This window comes from uncultured Kordia sp., from assembly GCF_947496985.1.
Taxonomy (GTDB): Bacteria; Bacteroidota; Bacteroidia; order Flavobacteriales; family Flavobacteriaceae; genus Kordia.
On record NZ_CANMEZ010000004.1, the window covers coordinates 549819 to 573672 of the forward strand.

The 23854-nt window shown below is 31.6% G+C and carries 22 protein-coding genes; 10 read left to right on the forward strand and 12 right to left on the reverse strand.

Annotated features, from left to right (window positions below; translation table 11 throughout):
- Positions 1 to 21 precede the first annotated feature (21 nt).
- Entirely contained in the window at positions 22 to 1644 is a 1623-nt protein-coding gene (locus Q0828_RS13550; protein ID WP_298421839.1) for a pentapeptide repeat-containing protein, read from the forward strand.
- A gap of 51 nt (positions 1645 to 1695) precedes the next feature.
- On the opposite strand, the gene Q0828_RS13555 is transcribed toward Q0828_RS13550, so the two are convergent.
- From Q0828_RS13555 to Q0828_RS13570, 4 genes are all read right to left on the reverse strand, one after another.
- Positions 1696 to 2817 (reverse strand): glycerate kinase, encoded by a 1122-nt coding sequence (locus tag Q0828_RS13555; RefSeq protein WP_298421842.1) that lies wholly within the window; start codon positions 2815 to 2817, stop codon positions 1696 to 1698.
- A gap of 262 nt (positions 2818 to 3079) precedes the next feature.
- Positions 3080 to 4732, reverse strand: a complete 1653-nt coding sequence (locus Q0828_RS13560; RefSeq protein ID WP_298421845.1) for a sodium/solute symporter — start codon at positions 4730 to 4732, stop codon at positions 3080 to 3082.
- A gap of 12 nt (positions 4733 to 4744) precedes the next feature.
- On the reverse strand, positions 4745 to 6043 hold the full coding sequence (locus tag Q0828_RS13565; protein ID WP_298421847.1) for a trehalase family glycosidase: 1299 nt from the start codon (positions 6041 to 6043) through the stop codon (positions 4745 to 4747).
- A 148-nt stretch (positions 6044 to 6191) separates the two neighbouring features.
- Positions 6192 to 8786 carry a TonB-dependent receptor gene (locus tag Q0828_RS13570; RefSeq protein ID WP_298421851.1) on the reverse strand — a complete coding sequence of 865 codons (2595 nt, stop codon included), beginning with the start codon at positions 8784 to 8786 and terminating at the stop codon, positions 6192 to 6194.
- Between the two features lie 73 nt (positions 8787 to 8859).
- On the opposite strand from Q0828_RS13570, the gene Q0828_RS13575 reads away from it, so the two are divergent.
- Positions 8860 to 9978, forward strand: a complete 1119-nt coding sequence (locus tag Q0828_RS13575; RefSeq protein WP_298421854.1) for a LacI family DNA-binding transcriptional regulator — start codon at positions 8860 to 8862, stop codon at positions 9976 to 9978.
- Between the two features lie 69 nt (positions 9979 to 10047).
- Positions 10048 to 10482, forward strand: a complete 435-nt coding sequence (locus Q0828_RS13580; protein ID WP_298421857.1) for a hypothetical protein — start codon at positions 10048 to 10050, stop codon at positions 10480 to 10482.
- A 71-nt stretch (positions 10483 to 10553) separates the two neighbouring features.
- Here the strand turns inward: Q0828_RS13580 and fusA are convergent, their stop codons facing one another.
- Both fusA and Q0828_RS13590 read right to left on the reverse strand, forming a co-directional pair.
- The gene (fusA, locus tag Q0828_RS13585; RefSeq protein WP_298421858.1) at positions 10554 to 12626 is read right to left on the reverse strand and encodes an elongation factor G; all 2073 of its coding nucleotides are present in this window, start codon (positions 12624 to 12626) and stop codon (positions 10554 to 10556) included.
- Positions 12627 to 13033: 407 nt separating this feature from the next.
- Positions 13034 to 13468, reverse strand: coding sequence for a small multi-drug export protein (locus Q0828_RS13590; RefSeq protein WP_298421861.1), 435 nt, complete (start codon positions 13466 to 13468; stop codon positions 13034 to 13036).
- 199 nt (positions 13469 to 13667) lie between these two features.
- On the opposite strand from Q0828_RS13590, the gene Q0828_RS13595 reads away from it, so the two are divergent.
- From Q0828_RS13595 to Q0828_RS13620, 6 genes are all read left to right on the forward strand, one after another.
- Positions 13668 to 14105 carry a DUF1801 domain-containing protein gene (locus tag Q0828_RS13595; protein WP_298421864.1) on the forward strand — a complete coding sequence of 146 codons (438 nt, stop codon included), beginning with the start codon at positions 13668 to 13670 and terminating at the stop codon, positions 14103 to 14105.
- A 77-nt stretch (positions 14106 to 14182) separates the two neighbouring features.
- Positions 14183 to 14614 (forward strand): hypothetical protein, encoded by a 432-nt coding sequence (locus tag Q0828_RS13600; RefSeq protein WP_298421866.1) that lies wholly within the window; start codon positions 14183 to 14185, stop codon positions 14612 to 14614.
- Between the two features lie 56 nt (positions 14615 to 14670).
- Complete coding sequence (locus tag Q0828_RS13605) at positions 14671 to 15054, forward strand: hypothetical protein (RefSeq protein ID WP_298421869.1); 384 nt, start codon at positions 14671 to 14673, stop codon at positions 15052 to 15054.
- Positions 15055 to 15330: 276 nt separating this feature from the next.
- On the forward strand, positions 15331 to 15870 hold the full coding sequence (locus Q0828_RS13610; protein WP_298421872.1) for an RNA polymerase sigma factor: 540 nt from the start codon (positions 15331 to 15333) through the stop codon (positions 15868 to 15870).
- Positions 15871 to 15876: 6 nt separating this feature from the next.
- Positions 15877 to 16278: a hypothetical protein gene (locus tag Q0828_RS13615; protein ID WP_298421875.1), complete on the forward strand. Its 402-nt coding sequence runs from the start codon at positions 15877 to 15879 to the stop codon at positions 16276 to 16278.
- 17 nt (positions 16279 to 16295) lie between these two features.
- Complete coding sequence (locus Q0828_RS13620) at positions 16296 to 16514, forward strand: hypothetical protein (RefSeq protein ID WP_298421877.1); 219 nt, start codon at positions 16296 to 16298, stop codon at positions 16512 to 16514.
- 17 nt (positions 16515 to 16531) lie between these two features.
- On the opposite strand, the gene Q0828_RS13625 is transcribed toward Q0828_RS13620, so the two are convergent.
- Positions 16532 to 17194, reverse strand: coding sequence for an HAD family phosphatase (locus Q0828_RS13625; RefSeq protein ID WP_298421880.1), 663 nt, complete (start codon positions 17192 to 17194; stop codon positions 16532 to 16534).
- Positions 17195 to 17326: 132 nt separating this feature from the next.
- Here Q0828_RS13625 and upp point away from each other — a divergent pair, with 132 nt between their 5' ends.
- Entirely contained in the window at positions 17327 to 17980 is a 654-nt protein-coding gene (gene upp, locus Q0828_RS13630; protein ID WP_298421885.1) for a uracil phosphoribosyltransferase, read from the forward strand.
- 149 nt (positions 17981 to 18129) lie between these two features.
- Here upp and Q0828_RS13635 read toward each other — a convergent pair whose 3' ends face one another.
- The 5 genes from Q0828_RS13635 to Q0828_RS13655 all read right to left on the reverse strand — a co-directional run bounded on the left by Q0828_RS13635 (position 18130) and on the right by Q0828_RS13655 (position 23801).
- Positions 18130 to 18753, reverse strand: a complete 624-nt coding sequence (locus tag Q0828_RS13635; protein ID WP_298421888.1) for a hypothetical protein — start codon at positions 18751 to 18753, stop codon at positions 18130 to 18132.
- 15 nt (positions 18754 to 18768) lie between these two features.
- A complete protein-coding gene (locus Q0828_RS13640; protein WP_298421891.1) occupies positions 18769 to 19830 on the reverse strand; it encodes a hypothetical protein in 1062 nt (353 codons plus the stop codon).
- A 265-nt stretch (positions 19831 to 20095) separates the two neighbouring features.
- Positions 20096 to 20575, reverse strand: a complete 480-nt coding sequence (locus Q0828_RS13645) for a hypothetical protein (RefSeq protein ID WP_298421894.1) — start codon at positions 20573 to 20575, stop codon at positions 20096 to 20098.
- A 148-nt stretch (positions 20576 to 20723) separates the two neighbouring features.
- Positions 20724 to 21827 (reverse strand): response regulator transcription factor, encoded by a 1104-nt coding sequence (locus Q0828_RS13650; protein WP_298421897.1) that lies wholly within the window; start codon positions 21825 to 21827, stop codon positions 20724 to 20726.
- Between the two features lie 18 nt (positions 21828 to 21845).
- Entirely contained in the window at positions 21846 to 23801 is a 1956-nt protein-coding gene (locus Q0828_RS13655) for an endonuclease (RefSeq protein WP_298421900.1), read from the reverse strand.
- Positions 23802 to 23854: the final 53 nt, after the last annotated feature.

Genomic DNA, 23854 nt, shown 5'->3' on the forward strand with positions numbered 1-23854 from the left:
AAAATAAGTATATTTAACAATATGATTACAAAAGAAACGTATGCTTGGATTGAAGAACTACTTAATCCTGAAATTACTGAAATCTCAGATGGTGATTATAATAGATTAGTTAAAGATTATTTTCAAGAAGATAAAAGAGATTGGTATAAAAAAAATACTGCAGATATAATTGTAAAAAATTTAAACTTCTGGAGATTAATTCGTAAATTTTCTATGCCAAGAGGAAAAAAAAATCGATTATACAATTTCTCAAGTTTTGTCTTCCCAGCATTTCAAAATTTTGGGAAAAAAGGATCTAAGCTTTTCTGGAAAGACACTAACAACCAGTCATTTAGCTTAAAAGTAAATTTTGATGGCGCTCATTTTTTAGGTAAATCTATTTTCACTGATGTTATATTTGATAATGATGCAACCTTTGAAAATACCAAATTCGAAAATGATTTAATTATTCAAAATTGCACATTTAAGGAAAATGTTTTTTTTCGTAGATCTAATCTAAAAAAATTAAATCTAGTTAGCTCGACTTTTTCTAAAGGTTTTCACTTTACAGATAATGACTGTTATGATGAAGCAAATATTGTTGATAGTAATTTTAAGGGTTTAACCTTTTACTATGACTCTAGGTTCCATAAAAATGTAAATTTTGGAAAGTTAGAATTTTCTGGAATTGCTTGTCGATTTAATGAATCTATATTCCTTGATGACGTCGGTTTTTTTGAATGTAGTTTTTTACATCCTAGTGAATTTATGTCAACAATTTTTTCAAAAAAAGTAGACTTTGTACGCCCTGAATTTCATGACCGAGTAAACTTTGATGGAGCAAGATTTGAAAGTGTAGTAATATTTAACAAGCCTATCTTTAAAGGTATAACTGATTTTTCATATTGCTATTTTGAAGACGTTAATTTTAAAGAAATTAATACTCCTTGGCGAGATAGAGAAAATTACACAGAGCCAATTAAATTATATTTCAAAGAAATTTTCTTTAATTCAAATACATTCATTAGTAATACAAATTTCGAAGAGTTAAATCTTAATAATTGTGACGTTTCTGAGGTTAGGTTTAGCCGCTGTATTTGGAATGATAAAGAGAATCGATTAAAACTTGTTAATGAATTACCTCCAAAAAACATTAAAACTGAAAATCAACTAAAACTTTCTAATGAAAATCCATCAAGGAAAACTGTAGTTGAAAGTTTAATAAAAAAATTACGGGATTCTGAAAATCATTATCGTCAACTAAAAAAGAACTTTGATGGTACAAAAAACTGGGAACTCTCAGGAAAAGCCTATGTAAGTGAGATGGAAATGCGGAAACGAAGACTTTGGTTAGAAAGAAAGTATTATCAATGGTTTGTTTTTAAGTTTTATGATGTTTTTGGAGGTTATACGCAAGATTTTAAGAAGCCAATTGTAAGCCTTATTGGTTTAATTCTAGTTTTTTCTGCATTGTATTTCTTTATCGATTATGATATTTCAAGAGCATTACAAAGAGGTGTAAAAGGCGCATTACCGTATATGCAAATTGATACCGAAAATCCATTTGAAGGTTATTGGTTGATTCTTCGAAATTTAGAATTGGTTTTAGGTGGAACGTTTTTAGCATTTTTTGTGTTGGCATTACGCAAGCGATTTAAGCAATAAGGATATTTTAAACATCTTTGATTAATAAAAATTAAGATGATGAATGTCAAACTATAAACACTTTACAAAATTATATACTGCATACTGTAAATTTTCATAACTGTGAGCCATGGCATGTTGTATATCACAAGGAGATTTCGTGATTGCATTTACATAATGGACTCCTAATTTTTCTTGTGCCTCAATACTTAAATCTGTAGCGCCACAAAATACAGCCACTGGAATTTTTTGTTTTTTAGCAGATGTTATTACACCAGTAATCGTTTTACCAGAAAATGTTTGATCGTCCAACTTTCCTTCTCCAGTAATGATCCAATCGGCATTTTGTATATTTTTATCAAATTCAAGCAGTTCTTTGACTAATTCAATGCCAGAAGTTAGTTTTCCATTTAAAAATACAGTTGTTCCTGCGCCCATTCCGCCTGCAGCGCCGCTTCCTTCTATTTGTTGCACATCCATATTGAATTGCTGATGCATTAGTTTTGCCATATGAATCAATCCTTCATTTAAATGTTTTACATCACTTTCAGAAGCTCCTTTTTGTGGTCCATAAACATGTGCTGCACCTTGCAAGCCATGTAATGGATTTGTAACATCACAAGCAACTTGAATGATTGTAGATACTAGTTTAGGATGTACATTGCTCGTATCTATTTGATCAATATGAACTAAGTTTTCACCTATTGGTGTAATTTCTTGACCATTTTTATCTAAAAAATTGTATCCCAAAGCTTTTGCCATTCCTATACCACAATCATTAGTAGCACTTCCACCAATACCTAAAATGATTGTTTCGGCACCTTTTTCAATAGCTTTAACAATAAACTCGCCTGTTCCATATGTCGTAGTTTTTAAACAATTTTGTTCTTCTGGATGCAATAATTTCATTCCAGAAGCTTCTGCCATTTCTATAAATGCAGTCTTTTTAGATTCTAACCATAAATACGAAGCTTCAATTGATCTGAACAACGGATCTTTTACCGTAACTTCAATGAGTTTTCCTTGCAAATGATTTGTTAAGATTTCAATTGTTCCATCGCCACCATCTGCTAAAGGTAAACGTACAATTTCTGCCAAAGGCAATACTCTTTGAATCGCTTCTATAGCAGCATCACAGAATTCATTACCTGTTAATGCGCCTTTAAATTTATCTGGAGCAAGTACTATTTTCACAAAATTTATTTTTTAGTAATTAAATTAAAAACTGTATTTAAGATTAACACAGAGTTAGTTTAACTTACAATTTTCAGTTTGTTCGTTACACATCTTAAATTGAGTTTCACTAAGTTAATAAGTGCATGACAAATGATCAACTATTCCTTTTAGAATTAACACTTAAGAATGATTGTTTTCATTGCAAATTTCCTAAACCATAGGAACTAACGAGAAATCATGTTAATGAAATCAATCTAGTTTTTGCCATGCACTTTCAGAATTAAAAACTATTTAAAATGGTTGGCATAAAATAACTGATAATTAAAATCAGTATAAAAAATGCCACTAATATGTAGACTTCTTTTGTAAAAAAGTCTTCTTTTTTAACAGTGATATTGAAATTTTTAACTGTTTTTATGTGTGTGTTTTTTGTAAAATAACTGACACTGTATGCTACTAGTAAAGCAATTATAACACCTGTAACATTTAACCAAATCCAGAAGACTTCAAAACCTAAGTCGATTCCGAAGATTTCTTGCATGGTTTTAGAAAATATAAGATTGATCAACACAGCAGAAATGATTCCTGCATTCATGCCAATATGATTTACTTTTTTAGAGAAAAATGCTAAGATAAATGTGATTAAAACTGGCCCGTAAAATACAGAACCAATTGCATTGATGATTTCTATTACAGCACTTTTACTTCCTCCAAAGAGAAATGCGCTGGCAATACAGGCAAATCCCCAAAAAACAACTGATATTTTAGAAATTGACATGTATTTTTTATTGCTTAATTTCTTTTCTCCTCTGTTGAAAAAATCTTCAACCGTTACCGCAGATAGTGAATTTATTGTTGAACTCAACGTAGACATAGCTGCCGATAGTATTCCTACCATTAAAATTCCTATTAATCCATGTGGCAAATATTTTAGGATGAATACTGGTAGCATTAAATCTGCTTTCATACCATTTTTAGCAAATTCTTCAGGAAAATGTTGTTGTGTAGTCGAAGCAATATCTTGTAAAAAATCTGGTGCTATTGATATAAGTCCTCCAATGATTAATCCCATTAAACAATAGACCAATACAACCGGAAAACGAAATAATCCATTCACTAATAATAGATTTCTAACGGTTTTTTCATTTTTTGCTGATAACAGACGTTGTGCTTGTGTTTGATCGCATCCGTAATAGGAAACATACAAAAAGAATCCTCCTAAAATCATAGGTAAAATACCGTATTCATTGCCTTTTCCGATACCTAAGTTGAAATCAATAACTTGTAAACGTGCTGGATCAAAACCATTAACTAATCCACCTTTTTCATTGAGTAAACTCCATCCATAAAACAAGCAAATTAGCAATCCTCCAAAGAGAATAATCATTTGTATAGCATCGCCCCAAACTACTGCTTTCATTCCTCCTTGCCATGAATAAATAATCGTAATAATACTGATAATTAAAATTGTATATGTAAAATCGATATTTAATACCGCTTGTAAAATAATTGCAATAGTGTAGACCATTACACCTGTTCCGAGTGCACGACTGATTTGAAATACAATGCTTAAAATCAAACGTGTAGAAGTACTGAATCGTTTTTCTACAAATTCATAAATACTTACTACTCCCGATCGAAATAATGGAGGTACAATGACAATCATAATAAAAATCATGGCGAGAGGAACGGCAAATTCGAAAGTGAGCCATTTCATTCCGCCATTGAGTTTTAAACCAACAAAAGCTGGCGCAGAAATAAAACTGATGGCTGATAATTGTGTTGCCATTGTAGATAAACTTAATGGAAACCAACCTAGGCTTTTACCGCCTAAAAAGTAATCTTTGGAATCTTTATTTTCTTTGAAGAAGTATCCCATTCCTAAAAAGAAAATGATGTATCCTATTACTATTGTATAATCAAGCCAATTCATGCGTTTTAGGTATTAGTTGTCATTCAACATATCAATTATTAAAGCAGCAGTCCAAGAGAAATTGTTTCCTCCATAGCCAGTTTCTCCTTCACTTTTTCGTGCATCAAAATACTCATAGAATCCAAATTTTTCAACTAATGTTACAGAATCATTTTTGATTCTTTCTGAAATTTCTGTGAATCCGTATTTTTTCATACCATTATATAGAATCCAATTGACATTAATCCAAACAGGTCCACGCCAGTATTTTTTTGGATTGTAGCGTTCACTTGTCGGATCAAAAGAAGCGCACAGATATTGATGATCTTTCCCAAATTTCTCCATCATAGTTTTTATCAATATATCAGCATTTTCTTTGGTAGGAATTCCAGCATATAATGGTGTAAATGAAGATGATGACACATAATTTAGTGGTTTGTCATTTCGCAAATCGTAATGTATATATGCGCCTAATTCTTTATTGAATAATTTTTTATTGAATGATTTGATACTTTTTGCTTGCCAAACTTCTAATTTCTGAATTTTTTCTTCATGATTTCCAATGATTTTGTACAACTCAAGTAAGCTTTCGTTTGACTTAATCAACATTGTATTGAATAATGGATCTTGTACTAAAAATGGAGATAATTCTGCAATTTTTTGATCACTATAATTATGTGTTTTTGCAATTTCTATAATGTTTAGATAATGATCATATTCTTTTTTTGAAGGACGTTGAGAAGCATCTACATGTGTAGTGTCTCTTCTTTCAAAAGTGAATTCTGGCGACTGCATTGTACTAAATATATCGTCCCACAAAGGAGAATTATCTGTACCCGATTCCCAATTGTGGTAGATATACACCAATCCTTCATTATGAAGGTCACGATAGTTATAGAAGTATTCGTGATTTTTATATACTTTGTTAAGTAATGGTTCAATTGTTGCCAAAATATTTTCCTTGTCTTTGCTAATTTTATATAATTCTTGTAATGCAAAACCAGCAACTGGCGGTTGTGTCATTCCTGTAGATTTATACTTTTTTGGAGCTGATGGATGTAAATATGAACAATGAAAATCTGCTCCTGGAAAATAGGAATCACTTTCTGTATGAAAGATAATATGTGGTATAAAACCATTTTCCCATTGCGCATCTAATAAAGTCTCCATTTCTTTTATAGCCTTTTCCATATCGAAATGTGCCAAACCAATAGCAATAAAGCCCGAATCCCAATTCCATTGGAATGGATATAATGCTTCACATGGAATACTGAAACCATCTTTCCAGTTGTTTTCCAGCACTTTCATAGCTCTTTTTTGTAATTCTTTCAAACGTAATAGATTTTAGTATGATTTATGAATAATCTTTTAGTTGATTTGCAATGCTGTTATTTAATTAGGTATGTGAAAAACTCACCACAATATACTTATGAAAACATGTGGTGAGCTGGTATTAAATAAAGCTAATCAATCAAGATTTTTAAAAGTTAAATGTTGCATTAAAAAATACTCTTGTAGGTAATACTGGTCTCCCTACAAAAAATTCTTCTTCTGTTTGACTATTATTTAATCGCGGAGAACCTTCTGTGATTCCATCAGAATTAAATAAGTTGAATACTTGCGTACCTAAACGCATTGTTTCTCCATTGTCTCCTAAATCAAAAGAGTATCCTAAATTTAAACTTGCCAAACCAATTGCATCTAATTCAATAGAGTTGGCATCGTTAGAGAATTTTTTTCCTGTGTAGTTATATATGATTCCTGCATCAAATTTGGCATCGTCATAGTTTACAGAAAGTGTGCTTAAAATATTTGGTTGTCTTCTTAATTCATTTCCTTCAAATTCTGGGTTACTTTCAGATTTAGTAATTTCATGACTTTGATATGTTAAAGAACCTGCAAAATTAAAGTCTTTTACAAATGCCCAATTCCAAGTTCCTTCAAATCCAAATGTACTTGTATTTTGTGTGTCTACTTCTTCAATAAATCCACCTCCTGGAGCATTTACAAAACTTACAGAACGTCTATCTTTTAAACTTACTGCATATAATGCTGCTGTACCAGAAAATTTGTTTTTAGCATATTTTACACCAAGTTCTCCTTGTGTAATTTTTTCAGTTTCGTAAGTAGATGGATTTCCAAACCCGTCAAAACGCGTTCCTCTTAACTCTGGAAAGAAATATCCTCTAGAGAAGTTTCCATATGCGCTTAAATCGTCGTTCACTTTATATAATGCTGCCAAAGCAACTGCAAAATCATCCGCAGATACATGACCTCTTGTAAAACTTCCATTACCCCAAACTACATTGTCAAGGTTTGTAATTCCTGTGTTATCAACTTGAAAAGAATCTGTTCCTTCAACTTCAATGTCTCCAGAAGCTCTTTCATAACGTACACCAATATCAAAATTCCAACGATCTAATTTAATTTCATCTGTTAAGAATACGGCAATTTTATTACTTGAAATATTTCTGTTTGTATATGCTGTTCCTCTGTTAGTAACACCATTTATACTATATCCTGAAACATTTACCAAACGTGGTCTGTTGTTAAATTCTCCTAAGTAGTTTGTTATTACATTAAAATCTCCTGCTTGTGATCGAGACATAAATGTACCTAAGGTAATACTATGATTTCCTGTTCTTTTTGTGAATTTAATGTCTGCCATTAATTCTTCTAAAGGTCTGCTCCTATCTAAAATTCTGTTTTCGAATAGTAATGCATTAGAAGCTAATGGTTGTCCATTTAAATAAGTAAAATCTCCTGAAGTTAAACCTCTAGCATCTAAATATTCTTGCTGAGTTTCTACTACTTTTGCTCCACCAACTCCACTTCCATCAAGAAATAAATTGAATTGATGTTTGTAACGTGAGTATCTTAATTTTGCATCTAATTTTAAATCATCCGTAAAACGATGTTTGAAATTTGTTAAGAAGTAACCACCTTTTGTTGCAACTCCATCTTCAATTGGAGAACGATAGATTCCGTCTGGTGTTGCATATGCTATATCTGAAGCTTCTGCAGTTTGTAATGTGAATACTTCTTCTCCATCGTTTCCTGTTGGACGGTTTCTCGATCCACCTTCTAATGGATAAGGCAAAAAGAATTGTACACTATCGTCAATCCATTGTCCAGAAAATGTAATAGATCCGTTATCTGTTAAGTGTTTAATGTTTCCACGTAACTGAAAACCTTCTGTAGCGAGTCCAGTTTTTAATGGACCTTCATCATAACGATAAAATCCAGATAATGCATAAAATGTTTTTGAATCTTCTCCACCAAGTGGTCCGCTTGTTACAAAATCTGCTTTATAACGTGAGTTTGAGGCTAATTCAGTACGAATTGTTGTTTTTTGTTGACTTCCACCTGTAATACTTGTATAATTGATAATACCTGCAACAGAACCAACTCCATATAAGATTGATGAACCACCACGAACAAATTCTAAACTTTTCATTCCGATGTCATTTCTAAAATATACATCATGCGCAGAAGAATTGAGTCCGAATGTACTTAAAACTGGCATTCCGTCTATTTGTAATGGATTAAATTGGTATTGTCCACCTGAAGGCAAACCTCTTACGAAAATGTTAGAAGCTACTTCACCACCACCACCTTCAGCAGTAATTCCTGGTACACTTCTTAATACATCTGCCTGACTACTCGTATTAAGTTTTGCTAGTTCTTTAACACCAAAAGAAGTGATTGATAAAGGTGTTTCTTTTTGTGAACGTCTTGTTGATGTTGCCGTTAACAATACAGCTGACAAAGCGTTTCCTCCTTGCTTTAAAACGATGTTTAATTTAATTGTTGTTCCGTTCAGTTCAATTTCTTTTTCAAATGTTTCATAACCAACGTATGAAACTGTAATTGTTTGCTTACCAGTAAGGTTTGAAGAGAATGAAAAATTACCATCAAAGTCTGTTGCTGCACCAGAAGTATCTCCTTTTATTGAAATGTTAGCACCGGGGATTGGAGTTCCAGTTTCATCTTTTACGTTACCGGAAATCTCAGTCTGTGCCATTCCTGTAAAGAACGTAAGTGCGCAAATAAGAGTGAAAATAGTTTTTTCCATATTTTGTTGATTTAATAATTAATAGTTGATTATGTTGCAATATTAACACAGTTGATACAGTATTTTTACGAAAATGCTAATAAAAAATTATGCAAACGTTCCCGGGAACGTTTGCAATTTGTATTTTAAAAATTTACTTTTGAGTAATCAATTCATTTTATCATTCCTAATGAAGAAAAAAAGTAGTGCTACCCTCAAAGATATTGCAAAACAATTAGGTTTATCAACTTCTACTGTTTCTCGTGCATTAAATAATCATACCGATATTAATCCAGAAACTAAAAAATTAGTAGAAAAAGTAGCCAAAGAGCTTAATTATCAGCCTAATATTTTTGCGAAAGGATTCCGAAGTCACCGTACTCGGATAATTGGTGTTGTTGTACCTAAAATTTCACATTACTATACTTCCACTATTCTCGAAGGTATTTTGGAAACTGCTGAGTTAAATGGATATCGTGTCATAATTTCTGAATCAAAAAATAATTTTGAAAAGCAAATTGAAATGTTAAACACAATGATTCAGTTTGGTGTAGAAGGTATTTTGTTGTGTTTAACTCGAAGAACTAAAGATGTTAAAGACATTTTGAGTGTATTAGATCGTATTCCTTTGGTGCTGTTTGATAAAGTTTCTAGTAAAATTCCTTGTACGCAAGTTATTATTGATGACAAACAATCTGCATATAATGCTGTAGAACATTTAATTAATATAGGAAAAAAACGCATTGCAATTTTTAAAGAAACTGAGAATTCTTTCAATTCCGAAAAACGATTTGAAGGATATTTGCAAGCATTGAAAGATAATAATATTCCTATTGATGAAAAATTGATTTTAAGTACTGAAGATATTTCGTTAAAACAAGGAAAGCGTTTGACTAACATTGTATTGACGCTTAAACAAAAGCCAGATGCAATTTTTGCAATTACGGACAGTTGCGCAATTGGTGTAATTAAAACTTTGAAGAAATTCAATATCAAAATACCTGAAAATATTGGAGTTGTAGGTTTTAGTAATTCTTTTAATTCAACTATAATTGAGCCCAATTTGACTACGATTGATCAACCTGGAAATAAAATGGGGAAAACTGCGGTTAAGTATCTTATTGAAGAAATTGAAAATGATAGCCTTTCTTATAAAACAATTGAGCTCCGTACAAGTTTAATTGTCAGAGCATCTTCTTTTAAAGCATCTTAAACAACCTTCGTAATCATCTTTTGCATATTTCGTCATTTTTTTTGAACTTTAAAATCTAAATAAAACAATATGACAGTTATAGATGCACTTTACGGAAGTCAATACTGGGAATTAAAAAATAAAGGAGTCGATGTCCAAAAAGGACGTTTGTATGGTAATTTATTGTTTGCAGCGACAATTATGATTTATCTTTTTTTGATAATTATCATTTGGAGTTTTATTTCAGAGGATTTTACCAAAGATTTGACACGGTTTCTAAAAAGCATTTTTGGCTATAGTACAGGAAAAATGATAGGGAAAATGATAGCAATTCCATTAATTGCTGTTATATACTTGGTTGTTGCATTGTTTTTTGGTTCTAAGAAACGTTATGAGAAAAGTTATCAAACCTATGTAAATGCTCCTCAGAAAGAGAAAGATGATGCTATCGGAAAAATGGTCATGATCTTTGCTGCTGGATTACTTTTGTTATTCATCTTATCAATTACTAGTTTGTTTTTGTAGTTTGATGAGATTCTGAATCAAGTCCAGAATGACGAAAAAAACCACCTAATTTCTTAGATGGTTTTTAGTATTTAACAAACTAGCTGTTGTAAAATATTGTTCGGTACACGCTTATAATCTTTCAATTTTAACGTAACAGAACCTTTTCCACTAGTCAGGGTTCGTAAAGATGAAATGTATCCAAAGGTTTTTAGTAAAGGAATTTCTGCATTTACTTTTCTTCTATTTCCATTTTCTTTTATCGAAACAATCATTCCACGACGCTTGTTGATATCAGAAGTTACATTTCCTAGATAATTTTCTGGACAACTAATTTCTGCATCCATGATCGGCTCTAATAAAATAGGGTTTGCTAATTTTGCAGCATTGCGAAACGCTTGTCTTGCTACAGTTTCAAAATCCTGACTACTCGAATCCGTTTCATGCATTTTTCCATCCAACAAAGTAACTTTCATTGCCTCTACTGGATAATCTAGTAAAACACCTGATTTCATTGCTTCTCGGAAACCTTTTTCTACACTATTGACACAATCTTTCGATATAACGCCACCTTTACTCTCGTTTACAAATAATAACCCTTTTTCAGTATCTGTTCTCGGTTCTATAGTAAACGTAATTTCTGCAAAGCTTCCGCTTCCTCCTGTTTGTTTTTTTAACAATTCGGTATGTGTTACTGAACTTGTCAATTGCTCACGATAGGAAACTTTTGGATTTCCTTTGTTTACCTCTATTTTATAATCACTTCGCAATTTTTCAATACGAACTTCCAAATGCAACTCACCCATTCCGTGCAATAAGGTTTGTCCTGTTTGATTATCGTATGAAGCACGTAACGAAGGATCTTCATCTAATAATTTCGCCAAAGCATCACCAAAATTCTTTTCATCATTTTTGGAGACAGGTTCAATAGCCAAACTAATGACAGCTTCAGAAACTTCTATTGATTCTAGTGCAAATGGTTTACCGAGTTCACATAGCGTATCGCCAGTTTTCACATCTTTTAAACCAATCAACGCCACAATATCTCCAGCATTTGCCTTAGTTAATTCTGTGAACTTATCTGCTTGAATACTAAGAATTCTACTCACTCTATTTTTAGCGTCAGTTCTAGAATTTAGAATTTGTGTTCCCGTTTCAATATTTCCTGAATACAATCGAACCATTGCTAACTTACCAACATATTTATCAACAATAACTTTAAAAACAAACGCTGATAATTGTTCATCAACATTGCAATTTAACGTTGCCAGTTCATCAGTCAATAAATCTACTCCATCAACTATTTCAATATCTTGTGGTTTTGGTAAATAATTCACAACTGCATCTAATAAAGGCTGTACACCAATGTATTTATATGCTGAACCACATAACATCGGAACGGCTTTTCGTTCCAGCGTAATTCTTCTTATGGCTCGATGTAAATCATTTACCACAATAGTAGTATTATCTAGGTATTGTTCCATAATAGTATCATCAAAATTTGCGATACGTTCAATTAAAATTGATCGCCATTTTTCAGCCAATTCGACTAAATCTTCAGGAATTTCGGTTTCTTCTTGTGACTTTCCATAATCGTCAGCATTCCAAAACATCGCTTTCATTTTAAGAGTATCAATGATTCCCTTAAAATCGTCTGCATCACCAATAGGAATTTGAATTGGTAAGGTTGTTGCTCCAAACTCTTCTTCTATTTGTGATAATACTTTGAAATAATCGGCTCCTACTCGATCCATTTTATTGATGAATCCAATTTTTGGAATTCCGTAACGTTCCGATTGACTCCAAACCGTTTCCGATTGTGATTCTACTCCAGAAGATGCACAAAATAGCGCAACAGCACCATCTAATACACGTAATGAACGTTCTACTTCAATAGCAAAATCAATATGTCCGGGTGTATCAATAATATTAATTTGATACATTTTTTCATTGTATTTCCAGTCAGCTGAAATTGCCGAAGATGAAATGGTTATTCCGCGTGAAGCTTCTTGTACATCACTATCAGTTACCGTATTTCCATCATCAATATTTCCAGGTTTATGAATGGTTCCTGTGTAATATAATATACGCTCGGTAGTGGTTGTTTTTCCAGCATCAACGTGCGCTATGATCCCTATGTTTCGTATGTTTTTTAATCGTTTCATTTTGTTCTAGTTTAATAATTTTTGTAATACAAAAAAGCCTCTCAATATTGAGAGGCTTTCCGCTAAGTTCTTACAATAGCAATCCTCTCCTACGTTTGTAGAATTATTTTAGTTACTATAATTTTTAAAGTAAACATGATGTTTAGGATTATTCTTTTTGAATTTAAAATACTATTGCTTTAGTCTATAGAAATTCGGTAGAACAAAAAAGGCTTTCTAAAAAGAAAGCCTTACGTATATTTTATATGAAGATTTACTTTTTAGAATACCAATGCTGCTCTACCAAAAAACACAGTTCTGATAGCGCCGTTTAATGCGATGATGTTAACGTTTGTAGTTCTCATTTTCTTAAAATTCTGGAGCAAACATATATTTTTATTTCGAAAGAAAAAAATTATGCTTCTTTTTTAGTCAAAAAAGCTAAAACCGTAATAGAAGGTTACCCAAACAATTACAGAAGAGAAAAATATTCCGATTGTATTTGCTAAAAATGCTTTTTTGCGTTCTATATTGAAAAGATAGGTTGCTATTGTTCCTGCATATACACCTGTTCCTGGAATTGGAATCATCACAAATAACATTAATCCCCAAAAACCATATTTCTGAATTTTATCTTTTGCGCCTCGCTTTGCTTTTTTAGCAACAAATAAAGCTGCTTTTTTATAAAAATTCCAGTGTAATAGGTATCTATTAATATGGTCTAAGAAAAAGATCATTACAGGAAATACCAATACATTTGCCACAAATGCAGCAACAAAAATAATATACGGATTCGCATCTGATTTCAGGCCAATCGGAATACCAACTTTGGCTTCTCCGAAAGGTGAAATACTCCACAACATTGTTATAATTATATCTTCGATGACGGTTCTTTTTTTATAGCTGTGCAAAGCTAAGTCAATTTGTTCTGTGAACAAATTTTAACATTGTAAAGTTTTGATAAAAAATCATGTTTATACAATTCTCTTCATTCATTTGCTTACAATTATCTATTACTATCGTATTTCACTATATTTGAGACAATTAAACCATTTATAATTTATGAGTTCTACACGGATTATACACCCTGATTTTAAGAAATTTCTTCAATTAAAGCCACAAGTTTGTATCGATTTGTATGCAGACTTACGAAATTATGTGCTGGAATTGTATCCTGAAGCAAATGAACTTGTATATCATACGCATGCATTAACAAGTGTTTTTTCAATTTCAGAGAAACTTTCTGATGCGTTTTGTATGATTCCGATATATACAAATCATTTGAATTTAGGTTTCAATAAAGGTGTACTTCTTAATGATCCGAATAAATTGTTAGTAGGTACAGGAAAATTGATTCGGCATATTCCTATAAAAAGTGTTGCCGATTATCGAAATGATTCTGTTAAAAAATTGATTACCTTAGCTATAGAACTTTCTCTTTCTGACATGAAAACTCCTTCTAAAATGTTTGGAAAGACTATTTCTAAGATAAAAAAGTAACATTGAATTAATTATGACTACTAATAAAAGAAAGTTGAATGATGGAAGTTGGAACTATTTAATTAATAATTTGAATTATGTTAGGACTTTGGATAGCTGAATTAGTAGCTGAATTTTATATTCTAAAAGAAGAATTTTTCTCTGGTGAAAAAGCAAGAACTCGTGTATTGAAAGCATACATTATTGTTCCAATAATTGTTTTTGGTGTGTGTGTTCTGTTCTTTTCATTTATTTCGCCTATGCAGAAAAAAAATAAAACCAAGGATAAGATGTTGTCAGCTGTGTATCTTTTAAAGCTTGAAAAAGAAACTACTGGCAAATTTCCTGATGACTTAGGAAGTTTTTCAAGAAGAAATCCTATTCATGGAGATTTAACTGTTGATAGTTGGGATCATGAAATTTTCTATGAAAAGACTGAAAATGGTGAAGATTTTATACTTATTTCAAAAGGAAAAGATGGAAAGTTACACACTGAAGATGATATTGTTTTTCATAAACAGGTAAAATAAAAACATTTTTTTTAAATACCAGCTACTTTTCTTACATTTTAGTATATTTACTTTATATGTCAAGCATCTTATCTTTTCGAAAAATCATTTCTTATACTAGTATTGGTTTATTTATGTTGATTTCTGTTATTTTTCTTTCATCCTATATTCCTTTACGAAAGAAAACAACAACCATAGATAAGTTATATACGGTAATGTCCTTATTATATTTTGAAAAATTAGACACAGATGGTGAATACCCGTTTGATTTAGAGTGTTTTAAAGATAATCCTTTTGATGATGAAGATGTACTTATAGACAGTTGGGGAAATCCATTTTATTATGAACTTCTTGATGATGGCAAAAAATATTTTCTGATTTCTGCTGGTAAAGATGGTATATTATTTACGGAAGATGATATCGATTCTGATCTTTATAATTTTCTGTATAGAGATAAATAATTTTATCATTTCTTCATAAAAGACTTTATAAACATCTGAAACCTATATACCCTGAACATTCATAATTGATTTCTTTAGGTTACATTTCTACAATTTTCTATTTGGCAATCAATCATTAAAAACTTAATGACAAAGCTTTCCTACTTTCCCGAATAGAGCACTACTCAAGTATTTTATATAAAACGGATACTATTTTGGTAAAAAAAAGCATTAAATATGCAATAGATTCAAAAAGTATCGTCTTTTAAATCAAAAGCCATTGTAAAAAGGTTTTAAATGAATTTGGAATCAGATAATAATAAAAAACTTAAAGATTTTTTTGGAAGAGAATATCAATCTCTCAAGGTTTTTGTGAACACCAAAATAAGAGATACCGCAAATCGTACTGCGGAAGATATTATTCAGGATGTTGCTTTAAAACTATTTTCTGGAGCTGATAGGTACGCTCCTATTAATAATGTTGCTGGTTTTGTGTATACATCCATACGAAATAGGATTATTGATATTATGCGAAAACCTAAAAAAACGGAACCTATAAAGATTGATAATGAATTTTCTGAGATCGCAGAAATGTTGCAACAGTCTTCAGATGATCAAGTTTCAGAAGAAAAGATTTTAGTTTTAAAGAATTGCATTCACCAGCTTAGTCCACCATATAGAGATATTATTATTGCAGTTGATATTGAAGGGTATTCATATAAAGAGATTTCAAATGAAACAGGAATTCCTGAAGGAACTTTAATGTCCAGACGTCATAGAGCTATTGGAATATTGTATAAAAAAATTGAATTAGAAATTAATAAACAAAAAATATAAGATATCATGAAAAATTATTTTGCACATAAAATGAGAAAAAAATCTCCTTTAGAAATTGTAGGGATCATCATTTTTGGAATTATTGCAATTACTGGATTAGCCATTTTGTTTGGTTTTGTAATTATGTGGTTATGGAATTGGTTGATGCCCGAAATTTTTGGACTCACTACAATTAACTATTGGCAAGCTGTTGGTCTATTTATATTGTTTAAAGTACTACTTGGCGGTTGCGGAGGAGGAAAATCATCTAAAAAATGTAAAGATCATGACACTAAAAAATCGAAAAGTGATTTTTCTAAATGGGAACATTATGATAAGTTTTGGGAAGAAGAAGGTGATCGACTTTATGAGGAATACATAGAACGAAAAGAAAAGAAAATACAAACAGACGAATCGGAATTACGCTAAATATCATCATTATTCTTATGGAAATACTCATCTTTCAAACTGACATAGCATCAGAAGAAGAAGTAATGCATTTAAAAACTGTTTTTAATAATCATTCAGATATTATAAATTGGTCTGTTGATTTTGAAGATATAGACAATGTACTACGTATTGAAGCCAATTCAAATTTAACAGAAAACACTGTTATTAAATTAGTTAAGAAGCAAAAATTTAATATTAAAACAATGCTAGATTAAACAAATATCAATTGTAACTACTTTTTAAATATTTCCTGAATTTTGCTATGTTGAATTTCTTTAAAATCTGAAATCACCATATTGGCAATGCTATAATCTTGGTTTTTAGAATGTACACTATCGTATCCAACACAAAAAATTCCAGCTGCGTTTGCTGCTTTTATTCCATTGGTTGAGTCTTCAATCACCATACAATTTGAGCGTTCATAACCTGTTGCAAACGCAGCTTTTTCAAAGATTTCAGGATGTGGTTTTGATTGTTTTAAATCGGCTCCGCTAAATTTTGCAATGAAGTATTGATTTAAGTTAAATCGTTCAAAAACATTATTGATTGTCATCATAGAAGCTGAAGATGCTAACACCAGTTTTAAATCATTTTCATGATATTCCTTAATGATGTCTAAAACACCGTCTATTAATGTTAAACTCGGATCATTTGCAAATAAATGTTTGAAGTTGTTTCGTTTTAACTGTACCAACGTTTCTGGAGCTTCTGATAAACTAAAATGATCACATAATTTTCTACAGATATTTATGGTTGATTGTCCTGTAAACGATTGATATAATTGTGGAGAAACATCTATTCCAACTTCATCAAACATTCCATTGTAAGCTTTGTGATGCAATGGTTCAGTATCTACAATTACACCATCCATATCGAATAAAACTCCTTTTAACATTGCTTTCTATTTTTGGCGAATATAAGTAAAAGTGAATTTATACAAGATTATGAGAAAGTTATCTTTTACGGAAATGAAGATTATGCTTAGAATTGAAAAAATTAGTACTATTGTATTCTCAAACGATATTTTATGATAATTCACGATTTCACTACACAATCTTCTTTATTAAATCAATTTATTTCTGAATTGCGCGATGTTACGATTCAAAAGGATTCCATGCGCTTTCGTAGAAATATTGAACGTGTTGGAGAAATTCTGAGTTATGAAAGTAGTAAAGTATTAGAAAGTAGTTTCGAAACCGTAACAACGCCATTAGGAACAAAAGAAATGACTTTACCCATAAAAGATGTGGTTATTTGTTCTATTCTTCGTGCTGGTTTGCCATTGCATCAAGGCGTTTTAAACTATTTTGATCAGGCTGAAAATGCTTTTGTTTCTGCGTATCGTGATCATATTGATGATGGAGACGAATTTGAAATTGTCGTAAATTATATGGCAACGCCATCCTTAGAAGGAAAAACATTATTATTGGTTGATCCTATGTTGGCTACTGGTCGTACGATGAAAAATGTATATGACGTATTGTTACAACAAGGAACGCCAAAAAACATACATATTATGTCTGTATTAGGTTCTACAGAAGGTGTTGATTATGTACAAGATCACTTTCCTGAAGACACACATTTATGGATTGCTGCTGTTGATGAGAAATTAAATTCTCGCGGTTATATTGTTCCTGGATTGGGCGATGCAGGTGATTTGGCGTATGGTTCAAAGCTTTAATCTATAAAAGCTTCTCGACTGCGCTCGAAGTGACAAGTTTTAATTTTTATAAGCTTAACGTTTTATATTAGAACTTTCACATTAAACTCACGTTAATCCATAAAAAAACAAAAACTCTGCATTATTTTACTAACGAGAGTTTTTTTAATTTACTGTGTAATTAATTCGTACTGTGTAATTTCTGCTTCTGTCATCCAATGAATGTTGGCTGCTGAAGCTGCATTAATCGTATAGAAATAAAAATCTCTCGACCATTGATTTGAATAACCAATGCCTTCATAATATTCAATATAACGCAAGTGTTCACTGCTACTTGTTGGAAAATCTGTAGCTTCATTTCCATTTCCATCTGCCCATGAATGGACTCCTATTTGTGTATTAGTTCCTCTTGTTCTTTGTATTCCTGCTAAGAAAAAATCTACACCTCCAGAAGCAATCAATCCATTGTTTAATATATGTGTATTGATTCCTTTTTGATGAACCTTCACTCCTACTTGAAGATTAATTTCATCGTCACTAGAGCCTGGAACTTCTGCTATGTGAATTTGCTTTATATCTGGATATGCAGCTAACATATTATTAAAATCTTGCAATGTTCTACTTTTTATTTCTCCGTTCATAACCACCGTTTCATTATCCGATTGTACTGTAAAAATATCAAAAACTGTAGTTGAAGAACTGTTTGTATTCGTGTCATCGTCATTTTTACATGCAATGAATAATACTGCAACACATAATAGCAATAATGAATATTTTATGTTTATTTTTTTCATAGTAATTTTTATTAATTATTGTTCTAGTTTCCAATCTGTCATCTCTTTAACTGACATATAATGTACTGTTTCTGGCGGTGCTGCTGAAAGTGTATAGAAGTAAAAATCTGGACCATTTTTTTCTCCAAGCATTTGTGTAAAGTATGCTATTTGATATTGATGTGCTGGATGATCTTTTGGCAATTCGTCTGCTTTTATATTTTCTCCTGCCCAAGAATGTACACCTAGTTTTGCTCCTTTAGTTATGGTTCTTTTGTTTCCTGCGCAAAATAAATCAACTCCTCCAGAAGCAATATTACTATCCACTAGTACTTTTGTATTTAATCCTGCTTCTCTTAAAATACGTCCTGTATGCATGTTTACAGCATCATTGATAGATCCATCAATTTGTGTTAACACTATTGTTTTAACGTTTTTATGATTGTCAATTATGTCTTTTATCTGGTGATAAGTAATTGTTCCTAAAGTACCCGAAAGGTATGCTTCATTGCCTTTGATTTCTATTTTACTGTTTCCAGCTCCCATTACCGCTTCATTTCCTTTTATTGCAAACGTGTATTCGCTTTCTCCTTTCAATGTTCCACTGATTTGTACGTTGAAATCTTCGTCAACTGTTCCGTTTGCAGTTCCTTGTGCTACCATTTCTGGTTCATTGTTTTCATCAGTAATATCACCTTTCAAATAAATTGCATTTGCTTCAAAACTTCCTTTTTTTCCGTATTCAATATCATTTTCCGAAACAATGACTAAGACAGTTTCTTGCATGTTTTTAAATGAAGTAACGAATAAGATGTTACCTTCTTGTTGTTCTGGAAAAAAGAAATTTATTTCATGTTTTTTACCATTCAAAGTAATTGAAGCATCTTTTAGTAATTTCATTTGTGCTTTTACAACACTATCAATATCTTTCTTGGCAATTCCTTCATCTTCAAAACCTTCCCAGCATTTATTTTTATACCAGTATCCATCTTTTTCTGCACAGGCTTGTTGTGTACTTGCACTTATTGCTTTTTGCCCATTACAAGAAGTAATGACACAAAGAAATAAAAAGCCTACACTCCATAGTATATTTTTCATTTGTTGTGTTTTTATAAATTGTTATTTTTTTTTAAACCTCTCAATAAGTAATAACTAAGAATGATGATTCCTGGTAAAATTACGACTAAGTCAACCCGCATGATTGAACCTTCAACCGTTTCTGCCCATTTGATCACTTGCAATTCCCATATCAAAAAAATGGTTCAAGTGATGAGTAAAAGAGCTAGATTTTCTTTTTTATAATTTTTAAAATTCATCTTAGTGATTTTGGTAAATTTGATGGTTGGTTAGCTTAAAAAAAGATTTACTCTTTTTCCTTTTGTTTTTGCTCTTTTACACGTTTAAAAATATATCGTGTTATGTAGATTCCTTGTCCATCTTCTTCTCCTGCATCACTTTCAACTCCACTAACAACAAAAGATAATTCCCAGCCTTCATCTCCCATTGTATTAATCTTTGAAGTCACCACAGCATCATTGGCTACAATATTTTGAAAACGAATTCCACCAAGGTTATAGAAGTTTAATAGTTTTGTTTCTTCGAAATTCTTTACACGAATGTCTTTTCTTTTCGATTTGTTTCTTTTATCATTCTCTTCTGAACGATTTGAAGTGAAGCTTTTATAATCTCTTTCTTCTGAAGCAGATATCAATCGTGATCTACCTAATCCGTTTGCTACAATTGATTCTACACTTGTAATTACTTTGTATTCGTATTTTTGTTGTGCGTTTGCTCCGAATACGGATCCAAGGATTAATAATCCTAATACAATTACTTTTTTCATATTATTGTTTTTAAAGTTTATTCGACTTCGAATTTGTTTCTACAAATATGAAATGTAATTGTTCTAAAAAGGTCTTGGATATAGATAGGTAAGTCTGAAATCGTGATTTTAGACTCTTTTACATAATTCTGGACTCTGGACTAGTGAATTAAACTGCTTGTTTATAAGCATTTGGAGTTTTTCCTGCAAATTGTTTAAAAACGGCATAGAATGTTGCTTTTGAGCTAAATCCCGACTCAAAAGCAATTCCTAACATGTTTAGATTGTCGTAATCAGGATCTTTTAGAAGTCGTTTTGCTTCTTCTACACGGTAATAATTTACAAACTGATTGAAGTTTTTGTTTGTATGTTGTTTAATGAGTTGTGAAAGGTTTCGCTGTGGAATTCCGATTGCTTTTGCAACATCAGATAGTGATAAATCAGATTCTTTATATAATTTATCAATTTCCATAAGCGCAATTAGTTGTTTGCTTTCTGCACTTGCTGCTACTTCAGAAATTGTGTCTTCTTCTAAAGGTAATTCCATTTCACTGGTTGTCACAGATATTTTTGATTGTTTCAAACCTGAAATTCCAATCCAAAAAATAAAAATTACGTTTATTGAAGATAGTATAGGATATGTATAGTCTTCAAAGAATTTTTCTTCTTGAAAGATTTCTATTATCCACAAAAAGCTAAATACTAACATGAAATAGGCTACTTTTTTTGCCCAGTTTAAACGCTTTCCATCTGTATTAGAATAGTATTCATTTACATTCTTATTATGCTTATTTATATGTCGTATTGTCTTTATAACATAGTATACCGAATATGGGAAAGAGAGTACAATAAATATTATAAAAGATAACTCAAAGAATATATTATCTTCCAAACCAACTTTTGTCGTTGCTGGTAATAAAAAGAGTATTGTCATGCATAAAAACTCTACAATCCCTGGCAAGGTGATTATAAAGGTATCTTTTTTAGAAAACTTTGTATCAGTAATATGTCTTACATATAAGTAAAACAAAGGCATTGTCAGATAAAAAAAGTTTAGCGGCAAAAATAATAATGAAGGATATTGATCAATAATTTTCGAATCGACCAATATAGTTTCGAGTAATTCAAAACTAAATACTATTAAGAAAGCACCAAGTAATAGTGTTGGTCTATTCTTTTTATTTTCTATTATTAAATAGACACCTAAAAATAGTCCTTGTACTAAACCAAGAAAATCAACAAGATTTGTAATTGTATAATTGATGTTATCCAAATTGTATACAAACTATATTTAATGAATCACGATCTTTTTGGTAATTGTTTTTCCTTGAGAAATTATTCGTGAAAGATAAATACCATTTGTTAAATCTAGTGGAATTGTAGCCATTCCTGAGAATTGACTCGTTAGTAGTTTTCGTCCATCTATAGCATAGATTTCTAATGTGGCTTCTTCTTTTATACCAAAAATAGTAATGTGCTTTTTGGCAGGATTTGGATATATTTTAATAGTTTCTGCTGTAAATTCTTCATTTGATAATGGTTGTGCCCAAGCAACGCCCGTTTGATTTCCCCAAATATGCTCTACTAATTCTGGATGATCTATAAAAGGATTTCTGTTGAATTGCCATGTGTAAATAATATTGTTACGATTCATTTCAAAATCATCTGGCGGATCGTTTCTGTGCCAATCTAACAATGTAGCCAAATCTCCTAATTGTCCTTCTACAGCAGGAAAACCATTTTCTATAGATAAACCATTGTAACGAACAGCTAAGAAAAGTACACTTCGTGCTACATCTCCTCTAAAACTTCCAGCCGTTCCTGTTGGTCCTGTGTATTGTCCATAATGTTGATTTCCTCTTGAACTATTTTCTGGTCCATCACTAGCACGCAATGCATGCCCGTCTGAGTTTCCATGTCTTAATGAGTCTGGTCTTGTGATCCAGAATACGTCTCTTCCATCCGCAATATCATCTGCTTCAATACTTCCATATCCAGCTAATGAACGTGGAAATGTATGTTCTCTATTCCAAGCTCCTGTACTGTTTGAGCCTGATTGTTGATCTAGTTTTGCTCGCCCTTGTTCTGTATATACCAACCAAACTTGATTACTGTTTGCTGGATTTTGATCGGCTTCACGCAACATGTCATATACATCAGCATATGTTTGTGCGCGTACTGTATTTACATCAGCAATAATAGCTTGCATTGCATTTTGTAAAGCTGCATCAGCCAACCCATCCATACTGTCATAATAACCATTTGGCGCTGTACTTGCAACCGTTCCAAATGTTGGATTTAGTGGAGTTCCAAAAGGCGCAACTGTAAAGTCATTATCCACAGCTCTAATAAGTATGTTGTTATTCAAAAAGATATACTCAATAGCTAAATTGTCTTCTATATTGATGATTAACTCTTCATCTCCTTCATCATCTGTATCGTCTACTAACGTTATAGAAGTTGTTATTGATGTTTGTCCGGATGGAATTGTAACCATTGTATTTCCAGTAAAGTCAGTGGCATCAAAAGTTCCGTTATCCAAAGATATAGTTAAATCTAAGTTTGAAGAAACTGGAAATTCTGTAGTAAATTCAATCGTAAACATTTCTCCTTCTCCATATTGATCTTGTGCTACATTGATAGAAATTCCGTTTAGCGCTACTCCACTTCCATCATTTAGTTGTCTTGGTGTTGGCGTTGCAGTATAGTATGATCCGTCTGTTTCGCTACGTTGAATTGAATTTGTATTGTTGTTTCCGCCTTCACTTATTTGTGTTGTAAGTCCTAATAGACCAAGTAATCCAACATCATCAGATTCACCCGTATCATATACAATTGCATCTATTAAATTTGTTGTAGTGGCTTGTGTTCCTTGTAGAAAATCAAAACTATTGGCTTGATAAATTGCAACGGCATCAGCTCCATTTTGAATAACATTAGAACCAATTAGTAATTGTGGAACAGGAGAAACCGTGCTACTTCCTATGAGTAATAAACCATTCACATCAGTTACTTGTCCGTCTAAGTCTAACGCAAAATAACTACTATCATTTCCAGAAGTTGAACCATTAAAAAGCACTAGAACGTATCCGTCTAAGGCAAAGTTTGGTGTTTGAGATTTTAACTCGATGAATTCTCCTGTGTCTGTTCCAGGTGTATCACAATCAATTTCGTTTATGACAACTACCTGACTTAATGCAAATTGACTTAATAAAAACAGTGCTACTATGGGAAATATATGCTTCATTATTCTACTTTTTCCAAAAGTACAATAATCTCAGAAGTTTTTATATGTGTTTG

Excerpts from the sequence above, each read along its gene's own strand:
- Q0828_RS13590 (WP_298421861.1), bottom strand. The coding sequence starts at position 13,468 with ATGTTGTGGAGTATTTCACCTTTCGGAGAAGCCAAAGTTGGTATTCCG.
- Q0828_RS13550 (WP_298421839.1), top strand. The coding sequence starts at position 22 with ATGATTACAAAAGAAACGTATGCTTGGATTGAAGAACTACTTAATCCT.
- fusA (WP_298421858.1), bottom strand. The coding sequence starts at position 12,626 with ATGAAACGATTAAAAAACATACGAAACATAGGGATCATAGCGCACGTT.
- Q0828_RS13625 (WP_298421880.1), bottom strand. The coding sequence starts at position 17,194 with ATGTTAAAAGGAGTTTTATTCGATATGGATGGTGTAATTGTAGATACT.
- Q0828_RS13655 (WP_298421900.1), bottom strand. The coding sequence starts at position 23,801 with ATGAAGCATATATTTCCCATAGTAGCACTGTTTTTATTAAGTCAATTT.
- Q0828_RS13575 (WP_298421854.1), top strand. The coding sequence starts at position 8,860 with ATGCTAATAAAAAATTATGCAAACGTTCCCGGGAACGTTTGCAATTTG.
- Q0828_RS13595 (WP_298421864.1), top strand. The coding sequence starts at position 13,668 with ATGAGTTCTACACGGATTATACACCCTGATTTTAAGAAATTTCTTCAA.
- Q0828_RS13615 (WP_298421875.1), top strand. The coding sequence starts at position 15,877 with ATGAAAAATTATTTTGCACATAAAATGAGAAAAAAATCTCCTTTAGAA.
- Q0828_RS13605 (WP_298421869.1), top strand. The coding sequence starts at position 14,671 with ATGTCAAGCATCTTATCTTTTCGAAAAATCATTTCTTATACTAGTATT.
- upp (WP_298421885.1), top strand. The coding sequence starts at position 17,327 with ATGATAATTCACGATTTCACTACACAATCTTCTTTATTAAATCAATTT.
- Q0828_RS13640 (WP_298421891.1), bottom strand. The coding sequence starts at position 19,830 with ATGAAAAATATACTATGGAGTGTAGGCTTTTTATTTCTTTGTGTCATT.
- Q0828_RS13580 (WP_298421857.1), top strand. The coding sequence starts at position 10,048 with ATGACAGTTATAGATGCACTTTACGGAAGTCAATACTGGGAATTAAAA.
- Q0828_RS13570 (WP_298421851.1), bottom strand. The coding sequence starts at position 8,786 with ATGGAAAAAACTATTTTCACTCTTATTTGCGCACTTACGTTCTTTACA.
- Q0828_RS13645 (WP_298421894.1), bottom strand. The coding sequence starts at position 20,575 with ATGAAAAAAGTAATTGTATTAGGATTATTAATCCTTGGATCCGTATTC.
- Q0828_RS13635 (WP_298421888.1), bottom strand. The coding sequence starts at position 18,753 with ATGAAAAAAATAAACATAAAATATTCATTATTGCTATTATGTGTTGCA.
- Q0828_RS13560 (WP_298421845.1), bottom strand. The coding sequence starts at position 4,732 with ATGAATTGGCTTGATTATACAATAGTAATAGGATACATCATTTTCTTT.
- Q0828_RS13620 (WP_298421877.1), top strand. The coding sequence starts at position 16,296 with ATGGAAATACTCATCTTTCAAACTGACATAGCATCAGAAGAAGAAGTA.
- Q0828_RS13610 (WP_298421872.1), top strand. The coding sequence starts at position 15,331 with ATGAATTTGGAATCAGATAATAATAAAAAACTTAAAGATTTTTTTGGA.
- Q0828_RS13600 (WP_298421866.1), top strand. The coding sequence starts at position 14,183 with ATGTTAGGACTTTGGATAGCTGAATTAGTAGCTGAATTTTATATTCTA.